The organism is Streptomyces sp. NRRL F-5755, assembly GCF_001279365.1.
GTDB classification, from domain to species: domain Bacteria; phylum Actinomycetota; class Actinomycetes; order Streptomycetales; family Streptomycetaceae; genus Streptomyces; species Streptomyces rimosus.
In genome coordinates, this window is sequence record NZ_LGCW01000109.1 from 1 (window position 1) to 4,277 (window position 4,277).

A 4,277-nucleotide genomic window follows, 5' to 3' on the forward strand; every position below is an offset into this window, starting at 1 on the left:
CCGCCGCCCCGCCCGCCGCACCCCCGCCGCCGGAGTTCGCGCCGACGGCCGGGCAGGCGGGTGCGAGCGCGGACGGCGCTCCCGACCGTACGCAGCAGTTCACGAAGCCGGCAGAGCCCCAGGGGGCGGGCCAGGGCCACCCGCAGGACCACGCCCAGGCCGGCGGCCCGTACATGGGCACCCAGCCCCCCTCCGGCGGCGAGGGCGCACACCAGCCGCACCAGCACGCACACCAGGCGCCGCCGCCCGCGTACGCGACGGCGCACGGAGCTTCCGACGGCGGCTGGAGCGGCCCCACGCCCCCCGGCTACGGAGGCGGCTCAGGCGGCCCGGGCGACGTGTGGGGCGCCCCGGGCGCGCCCGCGCCGAAGAAGCGCCGCAACGGCGGCCTGATCGCGGCCGTGCTCGTCGCCGCGCTGGTGGCCGGCGGCATCGGCGGCGGCATCGGCTTCTGGGCCGCCAACCGCAACGACACGAACTCGACGACGGTCTCCGCCTCCGGCGACCCCGAGGCGCTCAACCGCAAGCCCACCTCCGTCTCCGGGATAGCGCAGAAGGCGCTGCCCAGCGTCGTGACGATCGAGGCGCAGGGCGCGACCGGCGAGGGCGGCACCGGCACCGGCTTCGTCTACGACAAGCAGGGCCACATCCTCACCAACAACCACGTCGTCGCGAGCGCCGCCCAGGGCGGCCGGCTGACCGCCACGTTCTCCAACGGCAAGAAGTACGACGCCGAGGTCATCGGCCGGGCCCAGGGCTACGACGTCGCCGTCATCAAGCTGAAGAACCCCTCCGACGCCAACCTGGTGCCGCTCCCGCTCGGCAAGTCCGCCAACGTCCAGGTGGGTGACGCGACGATCGCCATCGGCGCGCCCTTCGGCCTGTCCGGCACGGTCACCACCGGCATCATCAGCGCCAAGAACCGCCCGGTGGCCTCCAGCGACGGCGGCGGTGCGACCCCCTCGTACATGAGCGCCCTCCAGACGGACGCCTCCATCAACCCGGGCAACTCCGGCGGCCCCCTGATGGACGCCACCGGCAGCGTCATCGGGATCAACTCGGCCATCCAGTCCGCGGGCAACGGCGGCGGCGGTTTCGGCGGCGAGAGCCAGTCCGGCAGCATCGGCCTGGGCTTCGCCATCCCGATCGACCAGGCCAAGCGGGTCGCGGGCGACCTGATCAAGAAGGGTCAGCCGGTCTACCCGCAGATCGGCGCGCAGGTCCTGATGCGCGACACCGGCGACGGCGCGACCATCGCCAAGGAGGGCGGCGCCGACGGCTCCGCCTCGGTCACCCCGAAGGGCCCCGCCGACCAGGCCGGCCTGAAGCCCGGCGACACGATCACCAAGCTGGACAACACCATCATCGACAGCGGCCCCACCCTGATCAGCACCATCTACCAGCACAAGCCGGGCGACAAGGTGACCCTCACCTACAAGCGCGACGGCAAGGAGCACACCACCCAGGTGACCCTGGGCCAACGCACGGGCGACAAGTGACGCGCTAGTCTGATCCCCGCGCCACCGTCCTCCGGCGGCGCGGGGAGGCTTGCCCGAGCGGCCTAAGGGAACAGTCTTGAAAACTGTCGTGGCGGCAACGCCACCGTGGGTTCAAATCCCACAGCCTCCGCATGAAGACGGCCCCTGACCAGTAAGTTTGGTCGGGGGCCGCTCGCTTTTCCGCCGCCTCCTGAGACTCGTCATTCCCCGCTGTTCCCCGTCCGGCCGAGCACGGCAGGGGCACGACGTCTTGGCGGGATGGGGCAACCGTTCATCTCCCCACCACGGTGGTGCGCTTAGCGGAGCGCCCATGACGGGCTCGACCCCATCGCGGCAGCAACTGCTTCCCCCCGGCCACGCCTTGGCGTTGGTCCGCTCACACTGGCGCGTGTGTGACGGTGCCGGTACGGCGACTGCCCCGCGGCCGTTGCGGTCGGCAGTGCTCCGCCTCGTAGGTCGAAGGGGCGCGAACCTCGTAGGTGGCCCCGTGAAAGAAAATCTGCAGGGGCATGCGACCTGATCGGCCCTGTTCGCCAACCCCTCACGAGGCTTCGTTTTTCGCCTGCTCAAAGTGAGTACGCGGAGGCTTTCACTGATGCATCATCACACCATGCTTGCGAGTCTTCTTCCCGGGTTCCGACATCTCAGAACCCCATTCGCTACTGGTGTCCTCTGCGCGTTGCAAATCTGGATACTCTTTGGAGAGGAAATACCTCAACGGAACGCAGCTTCGGGACTAATTCTGCGCCTGTATGAGCTCGGCGACCTAGCTGGGCGGCCCGTCATCGTGTCTTTCATTGCCTTCGCGCTGTATCTGATGGGTGACATCTTAAAGCTTCCGGCAGTCTATGTAGCTGCGTGGTCCTCTAAGTGCAAGGATGTCCGCTGGCTACCCCAGTCAGTTCGCCGGTGGCTGTTCATCCGCCTATCGCCCGTAACGCCAGGAAACATCCATTTACTGCACGAGTTGGCGATTCGGAGGCGCGGGGACAGGGGAACCTATCCGGGTGATTGGATTGACAATATCCTGAAAGAGATGCCAGAGATTAGGATGCGTCTTATTGTGAACCGATTGGACGTCTACATGGAGCACGATCGCCTCGGCTCGGAAGCTGAGTTCCGGGTTAATATCGCCATCTATTCTGTCACGCTGTGGATCATGCTGGCGGTAACCTGGTCTCCTTGTCTTCTGTTTGGGTTCGTCATCTCGGGAGCGCTATACCTGAACGGTGTAAGAGCCCTTCAGCAGGCAAACAGTGTTCTTGTGCAGGCGCTTGTGTCAGGAATCGTGGAATCGCGCGTTGCGGAAGGAGTGTATCTCCAGCCATCGAACCCACACGGCGAGTAAACCTATGCGAATACTTCCAGTCGCGTCGCTAGATTATCGACCTTCTGCGGTCGATCTCATGGTCAAATGGAGGCTTCTCGGGGGAGCGGTCCTCAAGAGGCAGAATGCGCGAAAGCCGTAGATCTGCGAGTTCTTCATCCCGAATAGCGTCCGGTACCGGCCCGTTGCACTGGTAAGCCGCGTTCGAGCGCCGGAGATCCGGCGTTTGCAGTTTGCTATGCCCGTCTCGTCCCAGTCCTCAGGTCGGAATCGAGAAGCCTTCGGGCGATGTGCCCTCGACAAAAAGCATTCCCACTCGAACCTTGCCCTCTCGTATCGCCCGGGCGCGCCGGTACTCCGGGGAGTCGTACCACTTGCGCGCCCGATCCAGGTCGGGGAACTCGATGACTACGAACCGGGAGGCATCCCAGGTGCCTTCGACGGGCTCGGGTGTAGGGCCGGCGATCAGGTAGCGGCCGCCGTGGCCGAGGACGGACTCCTGAGCCACGGTTGCGTAGGCCAGGCCAGCCTCCTCGTCGATTACATCGACATTGACAATGACGTAAGCGGGCTTGAGTTCCCCCGTGGGATACGGCGCGTACGGGATGACCCTGCCAGAGATGCGGGAGGCTTACCGGACGAATCCGGGCACTGGTTCCAGCGGACCGGCTCACGGACGGTAAACGCACGCCGCCAGCGGCGCGTATATCTTCCAGCCCAGGGTTTCGTACAGGGCGCGGCCGGCGTCGTGGCGCCGAGGATGCTGAGGGTTTGCATGACGTGGAGCGGCCCAGGCCGCGGCGGCGGTGGGGTGGTTCGGTGGTGAACTGGTCGATGATTGCGGCGTGGCCTTAGAGGGCCATCTGTCCCTTGGCGGCGAGTTCGCCCGCGGGGCCGGTGATGTTTACGTGTGTGACGCCTTCGTGGGTTTCGAGGGCGGTGGTGTAGCCGTCGAGGGGCGCCGGGGGTGTGAGGGCGAGTTCGGTGGCCACCAGGTAGCCGGTTTCTTCGTGGGCCACCATCCAGCTCTGGGGAAGCCTGGGTGCGATGGTGTCCGGGCCCTCCGGGGCCTTGAGCCAGGTGTGGGGGACGGCTACGGTGGCGGCTGCCGCGCGTATCGAGGGCTCGTCGGGAATGGTGAGTATGTGGCGGCCCGCCTCGACGTAGAGGCCCCAGGGCGCTTCGATCGGCCGGGGCGTGTGGCGTGAGACGGCCCAGCCGGCCACCCAGGTCCTGATGAGCTCCGAAGACATCGCGTCACCGCCGCCCCGCCGAAGCGATCGTCGCCCGCGCCTCCCGCTCGCTCAGCCCCGTGTGCAGGGCCGCCGTGGTGAGCGCTGTGGCCATCTCCTGGCCCAGGCCCGATTCGTGGGCGCGGCAGGCGGCCCAGAAGAGGCGGGCGTTGCGTTGGCCGTTCGGGGCGGTGCGGACGAAGCGGAGGAGGGCGGGGG

5 protein-coding genes and 1 tRNA gene are annotated in these 4,277 nt (G+C 67.1%); 3 read left to right on the plus strand and 3 right to left on the minus strand.

Annotation, left to right across the window (positions count from 1 at the left end):
* From ADK86_RS12985 to ADK86_RS43125, 3 genes are all read left to right on the plus strand, one after another.
* Window positions 1–1,499: S1C family serine protease (locus ADK86_RS12985; RefSeq protein WP_053696734.1), on the plus strand; the 1,499-nt coding region annotated here is incomplete at its 5' end.
* Between the two features lie 43 nt (window positions 1,500–1,542).
* Window positions 1,543–1,629 (plus strand) — tRNA-Ser (locus tag ADK86_RS12990).
* Window positions 1,630–2,094: 465 nt separating this feature from the next.
* Window positions 2,095–2,847, plus strand: coding sequence for a hypothetical protein (locus tag ADK86_RS43125; RefSeq protein ID WP_234345832.1), 753 nt, complete (start codon window positions 2,095–2,097; stop codon window positions 2,845–2,847).
* 238 nt (window positions 2,848–3,085) lie between these two features.
* Here the strand turns inward: ADK86_RS43125 and ADK86_RS12995 are convergent, their stop codons facing one another.
* The 3 genes from ADK86_RS12995 to ADK86_RS13005 all read right to left on the minus strand — a co-directional run.
* Window positions 3,086–3,448 (minus strand): DUF1330 domain-containing protein, encoded by a 363-nt coding sequence (locus ADK86_RS12995; protein WP_324611389.1) that lies wholly within the window; start codon window positions 3,446–3,448, stop codon window positions 3,086–3,088.
* A 229-nt stretch (window positions 3,449–3,677) separates the two neighbouring features.
* Complete coding sequence (locus tag ADK86_RS13000; RefSeq protein WP_234345833.1) at window positions 3,678–4,079, minus strand: hypothetical protein; 402 nt, start codon at window positions 4,077–4,079, stop codon at window positions 3,678–3,680.
* A 4-nt stretch (window positions 4,080–4,083) separates the two neighbouring features.
* A partial coding sequence (locus tag ADK86_RS13005; RefSeq protein WP_324611388.1) for a primase C-terminal domain-containing protein occupies window positions 4,084–4,277 on the minus strand: 194 nt, incomplete at its 5' end.

Bases quoted from the DNA above. Each gene is read 5' to 3' on its own strand.
- ADK86_RS43125 (WP_234345832.1), top strand. From the start codon at position 2,095: ATGCATCATCACACCATGCTTGCGAGTCTTCTTCCCGGGTTCCGACAT.
- ADK86_RS13000 (WP_234345833.1), bottom strand. From the start codon at position 4,079: ATGTCTTCGGAGCTCATCAGGACCTGGGTGGCCGGCTGGGCCGTCTCA.